Origin of the sequence: Aliivibrio fischeri, from assembly GCA_038993745.2 — a bacterium.
GTDB classification, from domain to species: domain Bacteria; phylum Pseudomonadota; class Gammaproteobacteria; order Enterobacterales; family Vibrionaceae; genus Aliivibrio; species Aliivibrio fischeri_B.
In genome coordinates this window covers 1326315-1348136 of the sequence record CP160630.1, presented here as the reverse complement: position 1 = coordinate 1348136, position 21822 = coordinate 1326315, and the positions used below count along the sequence as shown (strand labels likewise).

General features: G+C 36.8%; 27 protein-coding genes and 3 pseudogenes. 26 read left to right on the top strand and 4 right to left on the bottom strand.

Annotation, left to right across the window (positions count from 1 at the left end):
* Positions 1 to 129: 129 nt before the first annotated feature.
* From AAFX60_020480 to AAFX60_020425, 12 genes are all read left to right on the top strand, one after another.
* Positions 130 to 1410 (top strand): hypothetical protein, encoded by a 1281-nt coding sequence (locus AAFX60_020480; protein XDF79501.1) that lies wholly within the window; start codon positions 130 to 132, stop codon positions 1408 to 1410.
* Positions 1411 to 1549: 139 nt separating this feature from the next.
* Positions 1550 to 2752, top strand: coding sequence for a hypothetical protein (locus tag AAFX60_020475; protein ID XDF79500.1), 1203 nt, complete (start codon positions 1550 to 1552; stop codon positions 2750 to 2752).
* Between the two features lie 66 nt (positions 2753 to 2818).
* Complete coding sequence (locus AAFX60_020470; protein ID XDF79499.1) at positions 2819 to 4222, top strand: hypothetical protein; 1404 nt, start codon at positions 2819 to 2821, stop codon at positions 4220 to 4222.
* A 460-nt stretch (positions 4223 to 4682) separates the two neighbouring features.
* Positions 4683 to 4940 (top strand): hypothetical protein, encoded by a 258-nt coding sequence (locus AAFX60_020465; GenBank protein ID XDF79498.1) that lies wholly within the window; start codon positions 4683 to 4685, stop codon positions 4938 to 4940.
* Between the two features lie 50 nt (positions 4941 to 4990).
* Complete coding sequence (locus tag AAFX60_020460) at positions 4991 to 5491, top strand: hypothetical protein (protein ID XDF79497.1); 501 nt, start codon at positions 4991 to 4993, stop codon at positions 5489 to 5491.
* The gene (locus AAFX60_020455; protein ID XDF79496.1) at positions 5434 to 5940 is read left to right on the top strand and encodes a hypothetical protein; all 507 of its coding nucleotides are present in this window, start codon (positions 5434 to 5436) and stop codon (positions 5938 to 5940) included. The genes AAFX60_020460 and AAFX60_020455 overlap by 58 nt, the downstream gene beginning before the upstream one ends.
* Before the next feature lie 65 nt (positions 5941 to 6005).
* Positions 6006 to 6305 (top strand): hypothetical protein, encoded by a 300-nt coding sequence (locus AAFX60_020450; protein ID XDF79495.1) that lies wholly within the window; start codon positions 6006 to 6008, stop codon positions 6303 to 6305.
* Positions 6239 to 6868: a DUF823 domain-containing adhesin gene (locus AAFX60_020445; GenBank protein ID XDF79494.1), complete on the top strand. Its 630-nt coding sequence runs from the start codon at positions 6239 to 6241 to the stop codon at positions 6866 to 6868. Before AAFX60_020450 ends, AAFX60_020445 begins: the two co-directional genes overlap by 67 nt.
* A 27-nt stretch (positions 6869 to 6895) precedes the next feature.
* Entirely contained in the window at positions 6896 to 7489 is a 594-nt protein-coding gene (locus AAFX60_020440; GenBank protein XDF79493.1) for a hypothetical protein, read from the top strand.
* Positions 7490 to 7542: 53 nt separating this feature from the next.
* Positions 7543 to 7809: a hypothetical protein gene (locus AAFX60_020435; GenBank protein XDF79492.1), complete on the top strand. Its 267-nt coding sequence runs from the start codon at positions 7543 to 7545 to the stop codon at positions 7807 to 7809.
* A 348-nt stretch (positions 7810 to 8157) separates the two neighbouring features.
* Positions 8158 to 8367, top strand: coding sequence for a cold-shock protein (locus AAFX60_020430; GenBank protein XDF79491.1), 210 nt, complete (start codon positions 8158 to 8160; stop codon positions 8365 to 8367).
* 276 nt (positions 8368 to 8643) lie between these two features.
* Positions 8644 to 8853 carry a hypothetical protein gene (locus AAFX60_020425; GenBank protein XDF79490.1) on the top strand — a complete coding sequence of 70 codons (210 nt, stop codon included), beginning with the start codon at positions 8644 to 8646 and terminating at the stop codon, positions 8851 to 8853.
* Between the two features lie 35 nt (positions 8854 to 8888).
* Here AAFX60_020425 and AAFX60_020420 read toward each other — a convergent pair.
* The 4 genes and pseudogenes from AAFX60_020420 to AAFX60_020405 form a co-directional block, all read right to left on the bottom strand.
* A pseudogene (locus tag AAFX60_020420) lies at positions 8889 to 9553 on the bottom strand (HAD family hydrolase).
* Between the two features lie 2 nt (positions 9554 to 9555).
* Positions 9556 to 10575: an ABC transporter ATP-binding protein gene (locus tag AAFX60_020415; GenBank protein ID XDF79489.1), complete on the bottom strand. Its 1020-nt coding sequence runs from the start codon at positions 10573 to 10575 to the stop codon at positions 9556 to 9558.
* Positions 10575 to 11362 (bottom strand): annotated as a pseudogene (locus AAFX60_020410) (ABC transporter permease). Before AAFX60_020410 ends, AAFX60_020415 begins: the two are co-directional and overlap by 1 nt.
* Positions 11349 to 11613, bottom strand: a pseudogene (locus tag AAFX60_020405) (ABC transporter permease). Before AAFX60_020405 ends, AAFX60_020410 begins: the two co-directional pseudogenes overlap by 14 nt.
* 334 nt (positions 11614 to 11947) lie before the next feature.
* Between AAFX60_020405 and AAFX60_020400 the strand changes: the two are divergent.
* From AAFX60_020400 to AAFX60_020335, 14 genes are all read left to right on the top strand, one after another.
* The gene (locus AAFX60_020400; protein ID XDF79488.1) at positions 11948 to 12235 is read left to right on the top strand and encodes a hypothetical protein; all 288 of its coding nucleotides are present in this window, start codon (positions 11948 to 11950) and stop codon (positions 12233 to 12235) included.
* Between the two features lie 133 nt (positions 12236 to 12368).
* Positions 12369 to 13082: an outer membrane beta-barrel protein gene (locus tag AAFX60_020395; GenBank protein ID XDF79487.1), complete on the top strand. Its 714-nt coding sequence runs from the start codon at positions 12369 to 12371 to the stop codon at positions 13080 to 13082.
* Positions 13019 to 13342, top strand: a complete 324-nt coding sequence (locus tag AAFX60_020390; GenBank protein XDF80169.1) for an OmpA family protein — start codon at positions 13019 to 13021, stop codon at positions 13340 to 13342. The genes AAFX60_020395 and AAFX60_020390 overlap by 64 nt, the downstream gene beginning before the upstream one ends.
* A gap of 72 nt (positions 13343 to 13414) precedes the next feature.
* Complete coding sequence (locus AAFX60_020385; GenBank protein XDF79486.1) at positions 13415 to 14089, top strand: hypothetical protein; 675 nt, start codon at positions 13415 to 13417, stop codon at positions 14087 to 14089.
* Positions 14068 to 14583, top strand: a complete 516-nt coding sequence (locus AAFX60_020380; protein ID XDF79485.1) for a hypothetical protein — start codon at positions 14068 to 14070, stop codon at positions 14581 to 14583. The genes AAFX60_020385 and AAFX60_020380 overlap by 22 nt, the downstream gene beginning before the upstream one ends.
* 202 nt (positions 14584 to 14785) lie before the next feature.
* On the top strand, positions 14786 to 15214 hold the full coding sequence (locus AAFX60_020375) for a hypothetical protein (GenBank protein ID XDF79484.1): 429 nt from the start codon (positions 14786 to 14788) through the stop codon (positions 15212 to 15214).
* 258 nt (positions 15215 to 15472) lie between these two features.
* The gene (locus tag AAFX60_020370; GenBank protein ID XDF79483.1) at positions 15473 to 16555 is read left to right on the top strand and encodes a hypothetical protein; all 1083 of its coding nucleotides are present in this window, start codon (positions 15473 to 15475) and stop codon (positions 16553 to 16555) included.
* Between the two features lie 66 nt (positions 16556 to 16621).
* Entirely contained in the window at positions 16622 to 18421 is a 1800-nt protein-coding gene (locus tag AAFX60_020365; GenBank protein XDF79482.1) for a hypothetical protein, read from the top strand.
* A gap of 66 nt (positions 18422 to 18487) precedes the next feature.
* Positions 18488 to 18745, top strand: coding sequence for a hypothetical protein (locus tag AAFX60_020360; GenBank protein XDF79481.1), 258 nt, complete (start codon positions 18488 to 18490; stop codon positions 18743 to 18745).
* A gap of 109 nt (positions 18746 to 18854) precedes the next feature.
* Positions 18855 to 19295: a hypothetical protein gene (locus AAFX60_020355; GenBank protein ID XDF79480.1), complete on the top strand. Its 441-nt coding sequence runs from the start codon at positions 18855 to 18857 to the stop codon at positions 19293 to 19295.
* Positions 19296 to 19428: 133 nt separating this feature from the next.
* The gene (locus AAFX60_020350; protein ID XDF79479.1) at positions 19429 to 19743 is read left to right on the top strand and encodes a hypothetical protein; all 315 of its coding nucleotides are present in this window, start codon (positions 19429 to 19431) and stop codon (positions 19741 to 19743) included.
* 65 nt (positions 19744 to 19808) lie between these two features.
* Positions 19809 to 20108 carry a hypothetical protein gene (locus tag AAFX60_020345; protein ID XDF79478.1) on the top strand — a complete coding sequence of 100 codons (300 nt, stop codon included), beginning with the start codon at positions 19809 to 19811 and terminating at the stop codon, positions 20106 to 20108.
* A complete protein-coding gene (locus AAFX60_020340) occupies positions 20042 to 20671 on the top strand; it encodes a DUF823 domain-containing adhesin (protein XDF79477.1) in 630 nt (209 codons plus the stop codon). Before AAFX60_020345 ends, AAFX60_020340 begins: the two co-directional genes overlap by 67 nt.
* 27 nt (positions 20672 to 20698) lie before the next feature.
* Positions 20699 to 21613, top strand: coding sequence for a halovibrin HvnA (locus AAFX60_020335; protein XDF79476.1), 915 nt, complete (start codon positions 20699 to 20701; stop codon positions 21611 to 21613).
* Positions 21614 to 21822 lie beyond the last annotated feature (209 nt).

Below are 21822 nucleotides of genomic sequence, written 5' to 3'. Positions count from 1 at the left end.
TTATACCTATGATGATAATGGTGCAGGTATCCCGAAGGTAAAAGTATATTTGGTTTTGTTACTCATACTTTGGGCGATGATCATATGCCAGAGTTTACTCAATGTGAATCCGGTGCTGGTAAGGATTGTATGTATGATATTAACCGCCGTTATATTGATAAAACCATTCGAGCTTGTGTTCTCCCAATTGGGGAGGGTACTCAAGTTGGTCCACTTAACTGCGATTCAACAAAAGGAATTGGCACTAAAATTACTGGCTCATTGGAATATGGTGCCACATTAACCGCGAAAATATATGGACTAACTGGTGCTACAAAATGGAAAGCCAATTTAAGCGCACAAGATGGTTGGACAAACGATAAAGCAGAAGACAGAGTTGAGATTGCTGAAGGTGAAGGTGGTGTAGGTACTAACTTATCTTACACCATAGGTACTCGAGATAAGGCTGTGGAATTAGTTCCGGGCTTAATGGATATGGGGAGCAGTAGAGATCAGCAAGTGAGTCTTGATAAGCAACTTGATGATTGGGATTGGCTTGTTGCTGAAGCAAATGGAGATCCTCTACCTAAAGATGCTACGTATTTTATTGGTAAAGACATCAGTTTTTGTATTGATAGTACTGAACTTGGGTATGAATATTGTGTTAATGCTTCAGAAGCGACACCTCTTTCGGCAAAAGGGGACGCTGAGATATGTACGGATGATACTGAGTGCGTCACAGGTGGTGCATATTATCCCGAGACACCAGATAAACCATTATTTTACTCTCGAGGTATAGAGCCGATACGTGAAATATTGATCCCTGGGTCGGCAGAAGGACGTTATTTAGATTCTTTGGGTGGCACAAGAGATGACGCTTATTACCATAGGCCATTAACAATAACAGAAGCAAAAAACGCGCAAAAACTGAAATTTAGTGAAGGTGAGTTTCCTGCTCCTGTTGAAGATTATCCTTTAGTCACCTTTGGTTATAAATGGGCTGTGTATGAGCACAGTACAGAAGCTCAATCATGTAACTTGCTTAATAGTGATACTAAACATTGGTATTTGGCCGTTCCAGGACTCGATGTTTTAAGTGAAGGTTCTGAAGTTGATTCTTTAGATCAAGAAGGAATGTTAGAGCTAGCGTCATCTAAATATAGTCTTGCTGCATTGAATCGTTCAGTTTTAGGTATGAAGAGAGCTGCATCTGGAACGTATAAAGACCCTGATATTGTTCCGTATTACTCATTTACAACAGGTTGGATAACGGCTGTTAATAATCATCATGCGTCTAATGCGAGTTTTACCTCTTCTTATATAGGTGATTTTAGTTTTGTTCTTTCGGACGTCATTTTTGAAGAAGAAAGAGAAGTTTCATTTTTTTACCCATATAGTGAATTTATTAATCCATTATGTGTCGGGCAATGATTTTATAATTAAATGAGTTTTCATTTGATTATATAACACTGTGTTTAAATTATTGAACGCAGTACTTTAAATAGATAAGGATTAAATAACTTTATCTAAATTATAAATAATAGCCACGTATAGTGGTTGGAGTATAAATATGTATTTTAAATTAAACCAGTTGGCAATGGTATCTTTATTAACTGTTGGTGTTGTTGGTACAGCATCTGCAAATGTATATATTGATCATAACGATGAAGGTATACGTGAAAATAGTATTTTGGTTGTTAAATCTGATCTAAATAAAGATGAGATTAAAAATCCAAAATTTGTATGGAAGGATGAAAAAGGCACAATTGTTGGTCTTGGTAAGAAATTGATTGTTACTCCTGATATTTTAGGTAATAGCCAAAATCTAACAGCATGTATTTCATATATTAATCAAGACGATCTTACATCTTCTATTCAATGTTCTAATGAAATGTCATTAAACAACGTTCAAACATTGGATGCCTTTGCACCACGTATCAATGAAAAAGAAGTTTCTGACGTATTGGTTGGAAAATTCATTGCAGCAACAGAAGTCGTGAATCTTTCTTATAGTGTTTATAATAAGGGGGAAACAACTCCGATTGATGAAAGTGAAATTACTGCTGCCACTTATCAATGGCGAATTGATGGGGCGTTAGTAAAAACAGTAACTAGCCCATCAAATAAACAATTTTTAGTGCCTGAAACTTTTGATAACGATGAAGATCCAGATACAGCTGAAGTTCCAGTAGAAGCAGGAATGCCACTTACGGTATCGATCTCTGTTACCTTATCTTCTGAAGCAGGCGGTGGTTCTGGTATTGGTGGTGATAACTTCACAATACAAGAAAACTTCCCTGGTGGTAATGTTGCTGATAACTATTATCGTCCAATGTTGTCAATTGAAACCGATTATGATGAAGGTGATGAAGCTACAGAATCAGAATTCATTGTTCGTACTGATGGAAACGGTGTAGCAACAGATGAAATGACAGGCGATGATGTATATGGCTTTGCTGCATTACCTCAAGATATTGCTGCACAAGAGTGTACTAACCGTGGTTTAAGATTAGTATCAAATCCAACTGCATTTTCTAGTTACTTAACGGTTGAAACAGCAGGAGGTAAAACTGAACACTGGCCATACGATGTTCGTATGTTGTGGAGTTCAGAAAAAGATGCAACAGAACCGGGTAGTTACTTTAATTACTATAATGCAGTAGGTTATATCTACAACACGCCAAGTGATAGTACTGGTGGCGGCGAATTTAAAGTTGTTGGACAAGATCCTGCTTCATTAGCATTAGTAGTGTGTGAAGATATCCCTAAATAAATAACAATATAAAATAATAATAAAGCCTCTTTTATTAGAGGCTTTTATCTGTTCGGAATAAATATAATGAAATATAAATATTGGGTAGGGATGACTATTACCATTCTATCCAGTAGCTGGAATATGGCTAATGCTATTGTTCCAAAGCTACCAAGGGTTTCTATTGATCAGCTTCATTTATCTTCACCACCAAAAGAAAATGAAATAACAAATATAAATTATAAAACCACACCAGACTCAGATATAAAAGTATTATACAGTGCTTGTATTTTAAATGATGATTCATCTGAGTGTGAAATAACGGACGATACGTTAAAAAGTATTATCAATAATAATAAGGAGGAATGTGAATTAGATGGATTATTAACTTGCGGGAATATATCTGGTGATGGGTTTCCTGAAATTCCAATTAATGTACCAAAAGATACAAATAATAAATATTTACGATACTGTATTAAAGTAACTTATCTGCCTGGAAGTTATGCTCCATCAGAAAATGAATGCAGAAGTGAATTAATTACTAATGGAGATATTGATAATAAAAATGCGTTATTCAGTTATTTAAATCAAACTAAAAACTTCAGTTTATACAATGCACCAATCACGGATGCAAAAGATGATGTTTCCTTTGTAACAAGTAATTCTGCGGCGTTATCTCTTAGCTCTGAGGGCGATGCTTCATTAATTGGTTATGGCTCTGAAGTGACTAATGCCCCTAACTTACCTAAAGTGAAAGAAGTGTATTCTATGCTTGATGGCTTTGCGATAAAAAGTGAGTCAGATGATGCCATTATTTGGGGGCAGTTTGATACGACGCCATCTTATATAAGTCAAGTCGAAGAAATTTTTCCAGCCCCTTATGCAATGGCTGCCATTTTAAAAAATGGTGGAATAAATACGGCTGGGGATATGGTTCGTGGTGGCTCAATATCAAGTGAATCACAAAAACGCATTGATAAGTTGTTAAGCAAAGATGGTTTGCCAAAGGCAATTTATCATACGGCTCAAGCATTTCTAGCTGTGTTTGATATGCCAAGCGGTAAGCAAAAGCTTGTTGCGTGGGGGCAATCCATATATGGAGGTACATTACCTGATGAAATGAAATCCGCTTTGTCAATTAAAGATATTGTCACGTCTCAAGACAGTTTTACTGTACTCGATAATGATGGAAATGCTTATTCATGGGGGCATAGTCCATTTGAGCAGCACCAAAATATCCAAACGGTGTACGCAACTCGTTATGCCTTTGCTGGGATCACCACATCAGGGAAGGTAAAAGCATGGGTGATTCATATTATGGTGGATTACTCAGTTCTGCGGCTACTGACTTTACTAATACAAACCCTATTACCCGTTTATGTGCTTCTGATGCATCGTTTGTTGCTATTTCTGATGGCAATAAAGGTGTTGCTGCATGGGGGAATGATTACGGTGCTGGTTATATCCCATCAAATATTCAAACAGAGTTAGATGCAACAACGATTACCGATGATTTTCATTGTGCATCAACAGAAAAAGCCATTGCTTTATACGACAGCTCACATCTTTTTGTGTGGGGAGATAAGAAATATGGCGGAGCACTGCCAAGCAATATTCCTACCTTCTCAATAGCTAATGTCATTGGCAATAATCACGCTTTTTTGATGAAGGCGATGGATGATGTGTATGCGTGGGGAGGGGTAAACCAAGGTGGTTGTATTCCTGATGGACATCAGTGTCTTTCTTCTGATGACTCTAATTTGAATTTACGTAGCGCTATTAATGATCTTTCTGATATTTCTCAAATTGGTAGTTTTAATACGTTTTCTGAGTTCGAGGAGGAAACTGCAGGGGGTTTTATGTTAGGGGAGGCAGTGCTGTCGTGATGTGGGGCAATTCTGTTCCTGATGGTGTGTTCAATGAGTAATAAAATAATAACAAAGGAATAATAATGAAAAAGTCTATTATCGCACTTCTATTGGCTAATGTATTAAGTCCAGTAGTGATGGCTGCACAACCAATGTTAATCCCTCAAAGTGAAGCGAATAACAGTTGGTTTAATCAAACAAATAATTATCGCTTTAATAATAGTGAACCATTACCAGGTACTGCTGGGATTAACCTCGCTGCAGGTGCTTTTATCATACAGGATAAGGGTGAATATCAAAATGTGATGGCATTTGGTAATCCGCAGTTTGGGGGGAAATAGAAGTAGGAAGTACATTAGATGAATTATTAACGTTTATTAAACCTAGCCAAATGTATGCATCTGGTAGTGCCTTTCTCGCTGTAAACCCAACCTCCAAAAATGGGGTCGCTTGGGGAAATGGTGTTACTCGCGGTGAAGAAAAATCGATTGAAAATATCCGGTCAGTTTACCCAGGAACAGAATCATTCATGATAGTGAAAACCGATGGTTCACTTATTGAATATACTCCGTCGACAGGAACAGAGAACACGATTGATGCAATTACTTCTTCCGACATTATACGCTCAATTTATCACTCTGGAGGTACTATTGGAGAGTCTATTGCTTGGGTTGCGCTTTTAGAATCAGGAAAGATTAAAGTGTGGGGTGATGGTGCCGCTGGGGGAACCATATCTAAAGAGGCTAAAAGGGCTTTAAAAAATGAAGTTGTACAGTCTATTTATGCTACGAAAGATGCGTTTCTAGTTAAAACACAGAGTAATAAATACGTTGCATGGGGGGAGACAATTCAGAGTCGGGCACTATTCCTAGTGATATTTCCTCGATTTTAAATAGTTCTGGAAGTTCGAGCATACAAGCAACAGAAAAAGCCTTTGCGGTTATCTCTAATTCAACTATCTATGCGTGGGGGGATGATGCTTGTGGAGGAAAGATAAATTCATCAACTTCTGATTTCTTATCAAATATGAAAAGTCCACAGTTAAGTGCGACTCGATGCAGCTTTATTGCCACGGATGTATCAACCGGAAAACTGGTGCAATGGGGGAATCTATATACCAAAAAAACGTATGGCGAAAATACCCGTTTAGTGACGAGAACATCCAATGAAGGTGCTTTGGTACTTGATAGTGATGGGAATTATATTGATGCGTTACAAAGTGCAGAGCTGTCACCTGATGCTTTAAATGCATTTGTTGCTCCTGCTAGTGAAACCATTGCTAGTGGTAATGCATTTGCTGCTGTAAACCACCAAGGCTTGGGGCAGGAAGTAATATTTTAAACAGTTGGGCTAATGGAGCTAATGTTGATGATATTACATTGACTTGCGATGGCATACCTATTGATTTGTACTCCACGCAAGCCCCTGATAACAGCGTATCTTATTTTCTTGCATATCACCCTAGTTGTGGTGATGAAATAACGACATGGAAGACAGGGGAAGAGAGTTTACCTTCGGTGTCATCGTTACGAATAACTCCTGATGTTCCAGTTATTGGCGAGAAATTAAAAGGTGATTATCTTTATGTTGCTGCTGATTCTGGTGCAGAAGAAAAAAACAGTTTGCGCACGTGGACTGTGTGGAAACTCACGAAGAATTATATCGAGATAAAGGAACAGAGCATTTCTCTTCTACTTTCAATTTAAAAAATGATGCCTCTCTTGTTGGCCAACACATTGAGTTCTGTGTTGTCCCTAAAAGTACAGGGCAAATTGAAGGAAATCAAAGTTGTATAACGTCATTAGCTATCACTGAAGATGATGATAAATATACACCTACTTGCTCAAACGATGGTGGAATGGTGACGTTATCAAGCGGCGCTAAAGTTTCTTGTCCAGTCAATGTTGAGCAATTAGATCAGGTTGGTTCTTATCATAATTATGATGGGTACAACAATGAAAACGGCTATAAATATCCTAAATATCATCCAGACACAGCAAAGCAATTTTGTGAAGGTTTACGTATTGGTGGCAGTTCATCATGGACATTACCAACGATATGGGACTTAAAAACATTGCAGAATGAATATGGTGATATGGGGAAATATCAATGGCCAACCAATACATATTACTGGTCGTCTACTGTATCAGGATCAGGTTCTGATCCCGATGCTCATTTCTGGCTTGATTTGAGTAACGGTAATAGCGATGACGGTTATGACACGTACACCGATTACGTAACGTGTATTGATCGCAGTGATGTGCATTAATTAAAACTTAAATATATGGAATATATTATGAAATTTATAAAATTGATCAGTTGGTTTGTTCTACCCCTTAGCTTGTCTGTGCTGGCAAATGACGTTTCCGATGATAATGCTGCGGTAAGTCGTAGTAATAGCGTTATCACACAGCAGCAAGGTAGTTCGTTAGTTGCAGCATTAACTAATGATTATAATGAAACTCCAGATTATTGTGGTAATGGATCTCCGGCGTTTTTATGTTCGGGAATTACCTTTCGAGGTAATAAGCCGGGTAATTATCATGTTTGGAATCCAAGTCCGAATGCAATAAATACAGGTGGCGTATCGTTTTCTTATCTACGTAAAGATTCAAAATATACTAGATTGGCTTATGGTTATGATAGTGGTTATATTATTTATCAGATCTTTGGTGCCCCACAAGGTAAAAGAGATTTAGATTATCTATGTTCTTCCCTATCGATGCAGATTCAAACCGTCGTAATTATAATGGTTGTGGAGAGAATGTTGATTATAAGGGTTCTAGCCGTTCTTGTGACCAACAAAATATTTATACAGCATCAGAGTGGAAATCACATTATTATGATACGCATGGCGATAAGCACCATCACCAATGTTCGTTTAACTTAAGAGAGACTGCACCATCTGATACATCTAGAAATTTTTCTGAAGGTATTAAATCAATGGCTAAGATCTCTAGTGAATCATTTGGTACTCAAAATGAGCTAAGATTAGCAGTATGGCCACAAAATATAGGCAGAGAATTACCTATACAAGCTTTTTTCTATACAGCTGATTCTGGTTATAATGGACGAAATGAAGCTCAAAGTTATCAAAAAGATTTTTATCAAACTACGGGCATTGCAATTCCTGTAATTAAAATGAAGCTACCTGATCACTCAAATCAAGATGCTCAATTTTTATTTTCTATGAGTGATCAAGCAATTTAATTTTTCATTTAAAAGTTATTGATTATAAAGATAAAACCGTCATTGTTATGGCGGTTTTTATGTGTTTGTATGTGAACGAAATATGGATGCTTATATAACAGAGTATTTTACAGTTTTTTAAAATAAATTAAAAAAGTCTTTACAATGTTCAGTAATCAAGTAATATTGCCCTCGCTCTGTTGCTCAGAGTTGTTAGTGAACATCAAGTAAAAGTAAGTCCTCAGAATTTCTTCGTAAGTGTTGTTATCCTCAGTGTCTCCCTTAGCTTTATCGCCACATTCAATAATTCAGGCTCCAAGCACATCGCATAATGCGATTTTTATGAATTTTATTAAGAAGGGACATAATATGTCTAAAACAACTGGTATCGTTAAATGGTTTAACGAAGAAAAAGGTTTCGGTTTTATCACTCAAGATAACGGCGGCGCTGACGTATTCGTACATTTCCGTGCTATCGCTTCAGAAGGTTTCAAAACTCTTGCTGAAGGCCAAAAAGTTTCTTTTGAAGTTGAGCAAGGCCAAAAAGGCCCTCAAGCTGCTAACGTTGTAGCGCTTTAATTTCAAATAAGTTGCGTGAGTGGTGCTCGCATCATTTACGCGATTTTAACAATGTATTATTAATAATTAAATTAGCTCTACTTGTAAGATTGCAACATTTCAAACATCTGCTCCTGTTTCGTACTTGCCATAAATCTCTCAGTAACATCTACTTCATTAGTTTTAATCCATCATTTTTCTGTAACATACTAAAATTACACTATTTTAATTGAATTTTATTTAGCTAACTAATTTATAAATAAATTTAAAGTAACTATCAAAAAGCAAAGGTATTTAATGAACGTAAATTTCACAATTTTTAAAAACAATGTGTCATGGGACGCTGTAATTCATCAACTAAACAGTGATGTATTATTACGTAATCTTTTAATGAAAGGACAACTTGATTCATTTGATGTTGATTTTTCATACAGTGAAGAGACAGGTGAAGGAAGTATTACCAATAGCCATAATCAAACTATTGGTAATTTTATGGTTTCGTTTTAAACCAGTTATTACGAAAATTAAGGATAATTTTTGATTTATTGGCTTCCCCAAGCAAGTATCGGCCAATTTTTCTTTTTAGAATATACTGCTAATTGTTCACAAGGGTTTACCAAGTACGTATGATCTGCGTACAAACATAATGGTAAATCGTTGATTGAATCAGTATAAAAATGAAGACTAGAATAGGTTTTATCTCCTCCATTTAACCATTCTGTTAGTCGAGATACTTTGCCTTCTCTGTAACTTGGAACACCAAGAATGTGTCTTGTATAACAGCCCTCTTTTTCTTTTAAATCAATTCCAATTGCATGTTCTATACCTATGTTCTTGGCTACGATTTTTACTAGAAAACTGACAGAAGCTGAAATAATAATCATATCTACATTATCGGCTTTTAGTTGGTTTATGAGTACTTTTGCTTCCGGGAATAAAAGAGGAAGTATGTGTTGTTTAACGCACTCTTCAACGAGTATTTCTACTTGATCTGTTGGTATGTTTTTTAGTGGGACATAGCAAAGGTAAGATAATCTTCCATGTCCATTAAGCCTCGTGAATACCGCGTCATTAAGCGTTTGTCTTCCTCCAAAAAATCAGGTGTTGTGACGATGCCTTTATCAACTAAAAACTCATTCCAAATCATGGCACAATCACCATTAATCAAGGTCTCATCAAGATCAAATATATAAAGTGGGTGTGTCATGTTTAGGCTCTCACTGGTTGAATTTCGTTAAGATTAAAAAGTAACTCTAGTTTGCTTCCCGCTGCTAATAGTCTTTCTGACGAACGATTAAGTAAATCAACGGTTAAGTCGCAGTCATTAACATCTACTTGATAGCGAATGACATTACCAAGCAGTTGATGATTTTTGATAATCCCTTGTTTTGGTAGCGAAATATGTTCAGCATAGTGCCTGCCTTCTTCTTTTACATAAATCGATTCAGGGCGTATAGCGACTTTCCACTCGGTTTCAATATCAAATAACTGTTTGGCTTTTGGTGCATCAACCAAATTGTAATGTCCCATGAAGCTTGCCACAAATTCATTTGCAGGTTGAGTATAGATCTCTTCGGGTGATCCTTGCTGAACAATCTCACCTTGATTCATTAAGAAGATGCGATCTGACATGATCATGGCTTCTTCTTGATCATGAGTAACAAAGATCGTTGTTAAGTTTAGTTCTTTTTGAATATCACGGATCTGCTGACGGAGACGCTTTCTTATTTTGGCATCAAGTGCAGATAAAGGCTCATCAAGTAATAAGATCCTCGGTTTTACAACCAGAGCCCTAGCGAGTGCTACTCGTTGACGTTGCCCACCTGAAAGTTGATGAGGGTAGCGATCTTCTTTACCGTTTAAATCAACTAATTCAATAACTTTACAGACTTCTTTTTCAATCGTATTTACGTCTATCTTTTTCATTTTTAAACCAAAAGCGATGTTTTCTTTCACGGTCATATTTGGAAAAAGCGCATAAGATTGAAATACCATGCCAATACCACGTTGCTGTGGTGTTTGTTCTGTTATGTTTTCGCCATTAACCCAAATTTCACCATTATTGATAGGATCTAACCCTGTTAAGCTACGAAGTAGGGTTGATTTACCGCATCCGCTTGGACCTAGCAAAGTAATAAACTCGCCTTTTTCTATATTAAAATTTACGTTTTCAAAAACCGTATTGTCACCAAAACGTTTTGTTAATTGGTTTACGTTTACATAGCTCATTATTTAATACCTCGGTTAAAGCGACTTGCTAACCAAGTCAGTAAAAAGATAAACAAGAAATAGGTCATCACTAATGCAGACGTGAAGTGTCCGCTGGTTTGACGCATGTTGTAGAGATAGATTTGTAAGGTTTCATAGCGTGTGCCAACCAAAATATTAGCGAAGACAAATTCACCTAGTAAAAAAGAGAAAGAGAGAAAAAGTGAGGCCATTAGGCCTTTACGTAAATTCGGAAGAATGATCAAGAGAAATGCTCTTGTTGTACTGGCCCCTAATAAATGAGCAGCATCCATAAGGTCTTGTAAATTAATGGATTCAAAGCTATTTGCGATAGCACGGTACATAAATGGAAGCGCAATGGTAAAGTAGGTTCCAATTAATATCCAAGGAGTTCCCACTAAAGGGATACTGCTATCTGCATAGATTTGCAATAACCCAACAGAGGGAGACCACTGGTGGTACTGCAAAAGGCAATAAGATCAGAATATTCATTACTTTGTCGAGTTTTGGAAAGTAATAAAAACACAACAAAAATAGCTGGGATAATTAAGACAACACTCAGCGTTAATGCAGAAATGCCAATAAATAATGATCGTCCAAAAGCGGCTAAAAATCGCTCATCTGTTAAGAGTTGACCATACCATTGTAGAGAAAATCCATCGGGTAAAATGGTGGCTCCCCAACGAGATGAAATCGAATAAATAAAAGTAGCGATGATGGGGATCATCATTAATCCGACAATAGAGTAAACCACCGATTTATGAAATGCGGTATTAGCGTTTTGCATGATAACTCCTAGCGATAAGCACTGATTAACTATGGTAATAAAAGCCAGAATGGCCATTAATATAACGGAGATAGCGGCCGCTAAATTTGGTTCTAGGAAAATCACCAGAAACAAGGCTAGCGATACGTACAGTAATTACGTTGTAGTTACATTAGTTAAAGCATATACACTCGCATAAGCCCCGATGGCGTTAGCGATAAGATAATGAATGTACCTAGTAGCGCAGGGAAGAGCACTGGCAGCGCTATTTTTTTTCATCTATTTAACCAAATAGGTAGACGGTAAACTAGTGTCGAACCCACTTTAAAATCAATAGCTTATAAATATCAATTTACGTTTTGTTACAACATGCGTTCATTTTAATCCATTTTCATATTACCTTCAAACATCGTTACTAAAACAAGTCTTATTATTTAACTTACATTCTACCTACTTTGTAAAATAGAATTAAATATTAATTTAAATAAGAAGAAACTCTAAAAAGAAATATCTTTTTGGAGGGGAGATATTCATATAAATAAAAATGAAATCTCTTATATATAAAAAATATTAATATTAAAAATGTTGACTAGGTAACCGTGGCTGATGAAAATGAATCCTGTAGAGAGAAGAACAATTAAACGCTTAGAGCGTTGTTATGAGAGATATGAAAGTATTTCTTTAGACTTAATATTATCCAGTTATTTTGAATATCGTATAAAAAACAGTGACGATAAATTCGTAAGTAAGAAGAGCTTTGATATTAAAGAGCCTAAAGAAAAAAAATCATCAATAAGTGAAGAAAGAATGAAGAGTATATTGAAATCATTAGAGATGGCAAATAAGTGTCGATTTCAATCATCTGCTCAATCTGAGTCTTATATAAATACATAAATAGAATGTAAATTAAAATGAAGCTTGTCTTTGTTTTAAATTTGGCTAGTTATAAAGGTAAAGTAAAGTGATAAAACATAAAATTTATAACGATAATTACATAATAAAAATAAAAGCCTTACTATTGGCAATAATGTTAATTATCTCTAATGGAACTGTAGCTTCTGAATCAAAAGAAGAACAATCTCATGTGTATTTAGGTGGGCAGGTTGGCGTTAGTCACTTTTTAGGTGCGTGCTCATCAAATGCAATCGAGTGTAAAAATTATGTCACTGGTGGTGGTCTTTATGGTGGTTATCAGTTTAATTCTTGGTTTGCCTTAGAAGGTAGCTGGCATGATTACGGAAGCCCTAAGACTTTTTATGGGGTTGGTGATGGTTATTATTCAAATGCGACAGGTGTTGATTTATCGGTGAAGTTATCACTACCGGTTACCGATAATCTTGATCTTTATGCGAAAGGTGGTGCCGCTTATAACTATTTATCCGTTTCGGGCAACGATAATGTGCATCTAGGCATGTTTGAATCCGATTCTAGCATAGATGATATTTGGGAAATTGGTGCTGAATATGCGCTTGCTCCAAACTGGAGCTTGCGATTTGGAACCTCAATTATTGACGGTATAGGTAATGCTAAAACTGGTAAAAGTGACCTCTACTTCACCTCTCTTGGTTTGACTTATAAATTTAAAGCAAAACCAGAGCCAGAACCTAAGCCTGAAACGATTGTAAAACTGGTCCCTGAAGCAACCTATTATCCAGAGCAAGTTACGCTTCATTTTGAATTTGGGAAAGCCGTTTTGTTGTTGAAAGTAAGCAATGGCACTCATGGAATGAACTGGCGTTAAGCGTTAAGCAGGGACAAGGGAAAGTAAGCATCACAGGTTACACCGACGCAAAAGGAACGGATTCAGCAAATGATATCGAATCTTTACGAAGAGCAACTTACGCTGCAGATATGCTGATTAAAGCTGGTGTGGATGAAGAAAGAATTCTCATTAATTCTAAAGGCTCAGCAGACCCGCTTGTAAATGAAGACCTCATGCGAAATGAATCGGCTCTGAATCGTCGAGTAGTTATTCAGTTTAATCGTAGGGTTGGGTCTTAATATGAATAAATCTATTATTGTATTAACTACTTGGTCTCTTTAGTTAGCTGTAAGAATGGGGATACGGATCTTATGCCTAGTCGGCCTACGGATCCAACATCAAACCATGCCCCTCAAGTTCTTGATGAACAGATCATTGGTAATATTGCAGATAAACAGTTAGAGCTGACAGGAACGTATTACGATGAAGAAGGAGACGAGCCTGATGTTGAACAGTTTACTTTTCGTTGGTTAAAAGATGGTGTCGAGATTCCTGATGCTGATGATTATATCTTGCCTGTTTCGGATGCAAGCGCGTTGTTAGGTGTAACGGTATCTGGATGTGTTACTCCATCAAAAACTGGTGAATTAGTTGGTGACGAATATTGTACAGATTTAAGTATTGGGCTTTCATCAGATATTTCAGCTGAAGTTACGATAGATTCGTCAGTTTTTCCTTTACCTGGAAATACCATAAGTGCTTCTTATACCTATGATGATAATGGTGCAGGTATCCCGAAGGTAAAAGTATATTTGGTTTTGTTACTCATACTTTGGGCGATGATCATATGCCAGAGTTTACTCAATGTGAATCCGGTGCTGGTAAGGATTGTATGTATGATATTAACCGCCGTTATATTGATAAAACCATTCGAGCTTGTGTTCTCCCAATTGGGGAGGGTACTCAAGTTGGTCCACTTAACTGCGATTCAACAAAAGGAATTGGCACTAAAATTACTGGCTCATTGGAATATGGTGCCACATTAACCGCGAAAATATATGGACTAACTGGTGCTACAAAATGGAAAGCCAATTTAAGCGCACAAGATGGTTGGACAAACGATAAAGCAGAAGACAGAGTTGAGATTGCTGAAGGTGAAGGTGGTGTAGGTACTAACTTATCTTACACCATAGGTACTCGAGATAAGGCTGTGGAATTAGTTCCGGGCTTAATGGATATGGGGAGCAGTAGAGATCAGCAAGTGAGTCTTGATAAGCAACTTGATGATTGGGATTGGCTTGTTGCTGAAGCAAATGGAGATCCTCTACCTAAAGATGCTACGTATTTTATTGGTAAAGACATCAGTTTTTGTATTGATAGTACTGAACTTGGGTATGAATATTGTGTTAATGCTTCAGAAGCGACACCTCTTTCGGCAAAAGGGGACGCTGAGATATGTACGGATGATACTGAGTGCGTCACAGGTGGTGCATATTATCCGAGACACCAGATAAACCATTATTTTACTCTCGAGGTATAGAGCCGATACGTGAAATATTGATCCCTGGGTCGGCAGAAGGACGTTATTTAGATTCTTTGGGTGGCACAAGAGATGACGCTTATTACCATAGCCATTAACAATAACAGAAGCAAAAAACGCGCAAAAACTGAAATTTAGTGAAGGTGAGTTTCCTGCTCCTGTTGAAGATTATCCTTTAGTCACCTTTGGTTATAAATGGGCTGTGTATGAGCACAGTACAGAAGCTCAATCATGTAACTTGCTTAATAGTGATACTAAACATTGGTATTTGGCCGTTCCAGGACTCGATGTTTTAAGTGAAGGTTCTGAAGTTGATTCTTTAGATCAAGAAGGAATGTTAGAGCTAGCGTCATCTAAATATAGTCTTGCTGCATTGAATCGTTCAGTTTTAGGTATGAAGAGAGCTGCATCTGGAACGTATAAAGACCCTGATATTGTTCCGTATTACTCATTTACAACAGGTTGGATAACGGCTGTTAATAATCATCATGCGTCTAATGCGAGTTTTACCTCTTCTTATATAGGTGATTTTAGTTTTGTTCTTTCGGACGTCATTTTTGAAGAAGAAAGAGAAGTTTCATTTTTTTACCCATATAGTGAATTTATTAATCCATTATGTGTCGGGCAATGATTTTATAATTAAATGAGTTTTCATTTGATTATATAACACTGTGTTTAAATTATTGAACGCAGTACTTTAAATAGATAAGGATTAAATAACTTTATCTAAATTATAAATAATAGCCACGTATAGTGGTTGGAGTATAAATATGTATTTTAAATTAAACCAGTTGGCAATGGTATCTTTATTAACTGTTGGTGTTGTTGGTACAGCATCTGCAAATGTATATATTGATCATAACGATGAAGTATACGTGAAAATAGTATTTTGGTTGTTAAATCTGATCTAAATAAAGATGAGATTAAAAATCCAAAATTTGTATGGAAGGATGAAAAAGGCACAATTGTTGGTCTTGGTAAGAAATTGATTGTTACTCCTGATATTTTAGGTAATAGCCAAAATCTAACAGCATGTATTTCATATATTAATCAAGACGATCTTACATCTTCTATTCAATGTTCTAATGAAATGTCATTAAACAACGTTCAAACATTGGATGCCTTTGCACCACGTATCAATGAAAAAGAAGTTTCTGACGTATTGGTTGGAAAATTCATTGCAGCAACAGAAGTCGTGAATCTTTCTTATAGTGTTTATAATAAGGGGGAAACAACTCCGATTGATGAAAGTGAAATTACTGCTGCCACTTATCAATGGCGAATTGATGGGGCGTTAGTAAAAACAGTAACTAGCCCATCAAATAAACAATTTTTAGTGCCTGAAACTTTTGATAACGATGAAGATCCAGATACAGCTGAAGTTCCAGTAGAAGCAGGAATGCCACTTACGGTATCGATCTCTGTTACCTTATCTTCTGAAGCAGGCGGTGGTTCTGGTATTGGTGGTGATAACTTCACAATACAAGAAAACTTCCCTGGTGGTAATGTTGCTGATAACTATTATCGTCCAATGTTGTCAATTGAAACCGATTATGATGAAGGTGATGAAGCTACAGAATCAGAATTCATTGTTCGTACTGATGGAAACGGTGTAGCAACAGATGAAATGACAGGCGATGATGTATATGGCTTTGCTGCATTACCTCAAGATATTGCTGCACAAGAGTGTACTAACCGTGGTTTAAGATTAGTATCAAATCCAACTGCATTTTCTAGTTACTTAACGGTTGAAACAGCAGGAGGTAAAACTGAACACTGGCCATACGATGTTCGTATGTTGTGGAGTTCAGAAAAAGATGCAACAGAACCGGGTAGTTACTTTAATTACTATAATGCAGTAGGTTATATCTACAACACGCCAAGTGATAGTACTGGTGGCGGCGAATTTAAAGTTGTTGGACAAGATCCTGCTTCATTAGCATTAGTAGTGTGTGAAGATATCCCTAAATAAATAACAATATAAAATAATAATAAAGCCTCTTTTATTAGAGGCTTTTATCTGTTCGGAATAAATATAATGAAATATAAATATTGGGTAGGGATGACTATTACCATTCTATCCAGTAGCTGGAATATGGCTAATGCTATTGTTCCAAAGCTACCAAGGGTTTCTATTGATCAGCTTCATTTATCTTCACCACCAAAAGAAAATGAAATAACAAATATAAATTATAAAACCACACCAGACTCAGATATAAAAGTATTATACAGTGCTTGTATTTTAAATGATGATTCATCTGAGTGTGAAATAACGGACGATACGTTAAAAAGTATTATCAATAATAATAAGGAGGAATGTGAATTAGATGGATTATTAACTTGCGGGAATATATCTGGTGATGGGTTTCCTGAAATTCCAATTAATGTACCAAAAGATACAAATAATAAATATTTACGATACTGTATTAAAGTAACTTATCTGCCTGGAAGTTATGCTCCATCAGAAAATGAATGCAGAAGTGAATTAATTACTAATGGAGATATTGATAATAAAAATGCGTTATTCAGTTATTTAAATCAAACTAAAAACTTCAGTTTATACAATGCACCAATCACGGATGCAAAAGATGATGTTTCCTTTGTAACAAGTAATTCTGCGGCGTTATCTCTTAGCTCTGAGGGCGATGCTTCATTAATTGGTTATGGCTCTGAAGTGACTAATGCCCCTAACTTACCTAAAGTGAAAGAAGTGTATTCTATGCTTGATGGCTTTGCGATAAAAAGTGAGTCAGATGATGCCATTATTTGGGGGCAGTTTGATACGACGCCATCTTATATAAGTCAAGTCGAAGAAATTTTTCCAGCCCCTTATGCAATGGCTGCCATTTTAAAAAATGGTGGAATAAATACGGCTGGGGATATGGTTCGTGGTGGCTCAATATCAAGTGAATCACAAAAACGCATTGATAAGTTGTTAAGCAAAGATGGTTTGCCAAAGGCAATTTATCATACGGCTCAAGCATTTCTAGCTGTGTTTGATATGCCAAGCGGTAAGCAAAAGCTTGTTGCGTGGGGGCAATCCATATATGGAGGTACATTACCTGATGAAATGAAATCCGCTTTGTCAATTAAAGATATTGTCACGTCTCAAGACAGTTTTACTGTACTCGATAATGATGGAAATGCTTATTCATGGGGGCATAGTCCATTTGAGCAGCACCAAAATATCCAAACGGTGTACGCAACTCGTTATGCCTTTGCTGGGATCACCACATCAGGGAAGGTAAAAGCATGGGGTGATTCATATTATGGTGGATTACTCAGTTCTGCGGCTACTGACTTTACTAATACAAACCCTATTACCCGTTTATGTGCTTCTGATGCATCGTTTGTTGCTATTTCTGATGGCAATAAAGGTGTTGCTGCATGGGGGAATGATTACGGTGCTGGTTATATCCCATCAAATATTCAAACAGAGTTAGATGCAACAACGATTACCGATGATTTTCATTGTGCATCAACAGAAAAAGCCATTGCTTTATACGACAGCTCACATCTTTTTGTGTGGGGAGATAAGAAATATGGCGGAGCACTGCCAAGCAATATTCCTACCTTCTCAATAGCTAATGTCATTGGCAATAATCACGCTTTTTTGATGAAGGCGATGGATGATGTGTATGCGTGGGGAGGGGTAAACCAAGGTGGTTGTATTCCTGATGGACATCAGTGTCTTTCTTCTGATGACTCTAATTTGAATTTACGTAGCGCTATTAATGATCTTTCTGATATTTCTCAAATTGGTAGTTTTAATACGTTTTCTGAGTTCGAGGAGGAAACTGCAGGGGGTTTTATGTTAGGGGAGGCAGTGCTGTCGTGATGTGGGGCAATTCTGTTCCTGATGGTGTGTTCAATGAGTAATAAAAATAATAACAAAGGAATAATAATGAAAAAGTCTATTATCGCACTTCTATTGGCTAATGTATTAAGTCCAGTAGTGATGGCTGCACAACCAATGTTAATCCCTCAAAGTGAAGCGAATAACAGTTGGTTTAATCAAACAAATAATTATCGCTTTAATAATAGTGAACCATTACCAGGTACTGCTGGGATTAACCTCGCTGCAGGTGCTTTTATCATACAGGATAAGGGTGAATATCAAAATGTGATGGCATTTGGTAATCCGCAGTTTGGGGGGAAATAGAAGTAGGAAGTACATTAGATGAATTATTAACGTTTATTAAACCTAGCCAAATGTATGCATCTGGTAGTGCCTTTCTCGCTGTAAACCCAACCTCCAAAAATGGGGTCGCTTGGGAAATGGTGTTACTCGCGGTGAAGAAAAATCGATTGAAAATATCCGGTCAGTTTACCCAGGAACAGAATCATTCATGATAGTGAAAACCGATGGTTCACTTATTGAATATACTCCGTCGACAGGAACAGAGAACACGATTGATGCAATTACTTCTTCCGACATTATACGCTCAATTTATCACTCTGGAGGTACTATTGGAGAGTCTATTGCTTGGGTTGCGCTTTTAGAATCAGGAAAGATTAAAGTGTGGGGTGATGGTGCCGCTGGGGGAACCATATCTAAAGAGGCTAAAAGGGCTTTAAAAAATGAAGTTGTACAGTCTATTTATGCTACGAAAGATGCGTTTCTAGTTAAAACACAGAGTAATAAATACGTTGCATGGGGGGAGACAATTCAGAGTCGGGCACTATTCCTAGTGATATTTCCTCGATTTTAAATAGTTCTGGAAGTTCGAGCATACAAGCAACAGAAAAAGCCTTTGCGGTTATCTCTAATTCAACTATCTATGCGTGGGGGATGATGCTTGTGGAGGAAAGATAAATTCATCAACTTCTGATTTCTTATCAAATATGAAAAGTCCACAGTTAAGTGCGACTCGATGCAGCTTTATTGCCACGGATGTATCAACCGGAAAACTGGTGCAATGGGGGAATCTATATACCAAAAAAACGTATGGCGAAAATACCCGTTTAGTGACGAGAACATCCAATGAAGGTGCTTTGGTACTTGATAGTGATGGGAATTATATTGATGCGTTACAAAGTGCAGAGCTGTCACCTGATGCTTTAAATGCATTTGTTGCTCCTGCTAGTGAAACCATTGCTAGTGGTAATGCATTTGCTGCTGTAAACCACCAAGGCTTGGGGCAGGAAGTAATATTTTAAACAGTTGGGCTAATGGAGCTAATGTTGATGATATTACATTGACTTGCGATGGCATACCTATTGATTTGTACTCCACGCAAGCCCCTGATAACAGCGTATCTTATTTTCTTGCATATCACCCTAGTTGTGGTGATGAAATAACGACATGGAAGACAGGGGAAGAGAGTTTACCTTCGGTGTCATCGTTACGAATAACTCCTGATGTTCCAGTTATTGGCGAGAAATTAAAAGGTGATTATCTTTATGTTGCTGCTGATTCTGGTGCAGAAGAAAAAAACAGTTTGCGCACGTGGACTGTGTGGAAACTCACGAAGAATTATATCGAGATAAAGGAACAGAGCATTTCTCTTCTACTTTCAATTTAAAAAATGATGCCTCTCTTGTTGGCCAACACATTGAGTTCTGTGTTGTCCCTAAAAGTACAGGGCAAATTGAAGGAAATCAAAGTTGTATAACGTCATTAGCTATCACTGAAGATGATGATAAATATACACCTACTTGCTCAAACGATGGTGGAATGGTGACGTTATCAAGCGGCGCTAAAGTTTCTTGTCCAGTCAATGTTGAGCAATTAGATCAGGTTGGTTCTTATCATAATTATGATGGGTACAACAATGAAAACGGCTATAAATATCCTAAATATCATCCAGACACAGCAAAGCAATTTTGTGAAGGTTTACGTATTGGTGGCAGTTCATCATGGACATTACCAACGATATGGGACTTAAAAACATTGCAGAATGAATATGGTGATATGGGGAAATATCAATGGCCAACCAATACATATTACTGGTCGTCTACTGTATCAGGATCAGGTTCTGATCCCGATGCTCATTTCTGGCTTGATTTGAGTAACGGTAATAGCGATGACGGTTATGACACGTACACCGATTACGTAACGTGTATTGATCGCAGTGATGTGCATTAATTAAAACTTAAATATATGGAATATATTATGAAATTTATAAAATTGATCAGTTGGTTTGTTCTACCCCTTAGCTTGTCTGTGCTGGCAAATGACGTTTCCGATGATAATGCTGCGGTAAGTCGTAGTAATAGCGTTATCACACAGCAGCAAGGTAGTTCGTTAGTTGCAGCATTAACTAATGATTATAATGAAACTCCAGATTATTGTGGTAATGGATCTCCGGCGTTTTTATGTTCGGGAATTACCTTTCGAGGTAATAAGCCGGGTAATTATCATGTTTGGAATCCAAGTCCGAATGCAATAAATACAGGTGGCGTATCGTTTTCTTATCTACGTAAAGATTCAAAATATACTAGATTGGCTTATGGTTATGATAGTGGTTATATTATTTATCAGATCTTTGGTGCCCCACAAGGTAAAAGAGATTTAGATTATCTATGTTTCTTCCCTATCGATGCAGATTCAAACCGTCGTAATTATAATGGTTGTGGAGAGAATGTTGATTATAAGGGTTCTAGCCGTTCTTGTGACCAACAAAATATTTATACAGCATCAGAGTGGAAATCACATTATTATGATACGCATGGCGATAAGCACCATCACCAATGTTCGTTTAACTTAAGAGAGACTGCACCATCTGATACATCTAGAAATTTTTCTGAAGGTATTAAATCAATGGCTAAGATCTCTAGTGAATCATTTGGTACTCAAAATGAGCTAAGATTAGCAGTATGGCCACAAAATATAGGCAGAGAATTACCTATACAAGCTTTTTTCTATACAGCTGATTCTGGTTATAATGGACGAAATGAAGCTCAAAGTTATCAAAAAGATTTTTATCAAACTACGGGCATTGCAATTCCTGTAATTAAAATGAAGCTACCTGATCACTCAAATCAAGATGCTCAATTTTTATTTTCTATGAGTGATCAAGCAATTTAATTTTTCATTTAAAAGTTATTGATTATAAAGATAAAACCGTCATTGTTATGGCGGTTTTTATGTGTTTGTATGTGAACGAAATATGGATGCTTATATAACAGAGTATTTTTACAGTTTTTTAAAATAAATTAAAAAAGTCTTTACAATGTTCAGTAATCAAGTAATATTGCCCTCGCTCTGTTGCTCAGAGTTGTTAGTGAACATCAAGT

Excerpts from the sequence above, each read along its gene's own strand:
- AAFX60_020470 (XDF79499.1), top strand. The coding sequence starts at position 2,819 with ATGAAATATAAATATTGGGTAGGGATGACTATTACCATTCTATCCAGT.
- AAFX60_020335 (XDF79476.1), top strand. The coding sequence starts at position 20,699 with ATGAAATTTATAAAATTGATCAGTTGGTTTGTTCTACCCCTTAGCTTG.
- AAFX60_020425 (XDF79490.1), top strand. The coding sequence starts at position 8,644 with ATGAACGTAAATTTCACAATTTTTAAAAACAATGTGTCATGGGACGCT.
- AAFX60_020400 (XDF79488.1), top strand. The coding sequence starts at position 11,948 with ATGAAAATGAATCCTGTAGAGAGAAGAACAATTAAACGCTTAGAGCGT.
- AAFX60_020475 (XDF79500.1), top strand. The coding sequence starts at position 1,550 with ATGTATTTTAAATTAAACCAGTTGGCAATGGTATCTTTATTAACTGTT.
- AAFX60_020350 (XDF79479.1), top strand. The coding sequence starts at position 19,429 with ATGAAAAGTCCACAGTTAAGTGCGACTCGATGCAGCTTTATTGCCACG.
- AAFX60_020440 (XDF79493.1), top strand. The coding sequence starts at position 6,896 with ATGAAATTTATAAAATTGATCAGTTGGTTTGTTCTACCCCTTAGCTTG.
- AAFX60_020395 (XDF79487.1), top strand. The coding sequence starts at position 12,369 with ATGTTAATTATCTCTAATGGAACTGTAGCTTCTGAATCAAAAGAAGAA.
- AAFX60_020480 (XDF79501.1), top strand. The coding sequence starts at position 130 with ATGTATGATATTAACCGCCGTTATATTGATAAAACCATTCGAGCTTGT.
- AAFX60_020460 (XDF79497.1), top strand. The coding sequence starts at position 4,991 with ATGTATGCATCTGGTAGTGCCTTTCTCGCTGTAAACCCAACCTCCAAA.
- AAFX60_020365 (XDF79482.1), top strand. The coding sequence starts at position 16,622 with ATGAAATATAAATATTGGGTAGGGATGACTATTACCATTCTATCCAGT.
- AAFX60_020465 (XDF79498.1), top strand. The coding sequence starts at position 4,683 with ATGAAAAAGTCTATTATCGCACTTCTATTGGCTAATGTATTAAGTCCA.
- AAFX60_020430 (XDF79491.1), top strand. The coding sequence starts at position 8,158 with ATGTCTAAAACAACTGGTATCGTTAAATGGTTTAACGAAGAAAAAGGT.
- AAFX60_020385 (XDF79486.1), top strand. The coding sequence starts at position 13,415 with ATGCCTAGTCGGCCTACGGATCCAACATCAAACCATGCCCCTCAAGTT.
- AAFX60_020360 (XDF79481.1), top strand. The coding sequence starts at position 18,488 with ATGAAAAAGTCTATTATCGCACTTCTATTGGCTAATGTATTAAGTCCA.
- AAFX60_020455 (XDF79496.1), top strand. The coding sequence starts at position 5,434 with ATGGGGGGAGACAATTCAGAGTCGGGCACTATTCCTAGTGATATTTCC.
- AAFX60_020415 (XDF79489.1), bottom strand. The coding sequence starts at position 10,575 with ATGAGCTATGTAAACGTAAACCAATTAACAAAACGTTTTGGTGACAAT.
- AAFX60_020435 (XDF79492.1), top strand. The coding sequence starts at position 7,543 with ATGGCTAAGATCTCTAGTGAATCATTTGGTACTCAAAATGAGCTAAGA.